Consider the following 380-nt stretch of genomic DNA (forward strand, 5'->3'; position numbering starts at 1 on the left):
AAATGCACTCGTAGCTCAGCTGGATAGAGTACTCGGCTACGAACCGAGCGGTCACAGGTTCGAATCCTGTCGAGTGCACCATTTAAGATTCAATTACAGCGATGTAAATGACTCGGCTTCAACCAGTTGTGATCTGGTCTAAAAACACAAAATGCACTCGTAGCTCAGCTGGATAGAGTACTCGGCTACGAACCGAGCGGTCACAGGTTCGAATCCTGTCGAGTGCACCATTTAAGAGTCAGTTGCAGCGATGCGGATGACTTGGTTACAGCCAGTTGTGGTCTGGTCTAAAAACACAAATTGCACTCGTAGCTCAGCTGGATAGAGTACTCGGCTACGAACCGAGCGGTCACAGGTTCGAATCCTGTCGAGTGCACCAT

Annotated in this window: 3 tRNA genes; all 3 read left to right on the forward strand. The window is 49.5% G+C overall.

Annotation, left to right across the window (positions count from 1 at the left end):
* Window positions 1-4 precede the first annotated feature (4 nt).
* The 3 genes from ACKUG4_RS28215 to ACKUG4_RS28225 all read left to right on the forward strand — a co-directional run bounded on the left by ACKUG4_RS28215 (window position 5) and on the right by ACKUG4_RS28225 (window position 379).
* Window positions 5-81, forward strand: a tRNA-Arg gene (locus ACKUG4_RS28215).
* A 72-nt stretch (window positions 82-153) separates the two neighbouring features.
* Window positions 154-230 (forward strand) — tRNA-Arg (locus ACKUG4_RS28220).
* Between the two features lie 72 nt (window positions 231-302).
* Window positions 303-379: transfer RNA gene (locus tag ACKUG4_RS28225), tRNA-Arg, on the forward strand.
* Window position 380 lies beyond the last annotated feature (1 nt).

This window comes from Candidatus Pseudomonas auctus, from assembly GCF_048654275.1.
In the GTDB taxonomy this organism is placed as follows: Bacteria; Pseudomonadota; Gammaproteobacteria; order Pseudomonadales; family Pseudomonadaceae; genus Aquipseudomonas; species Aquipseudomonas pharyngis.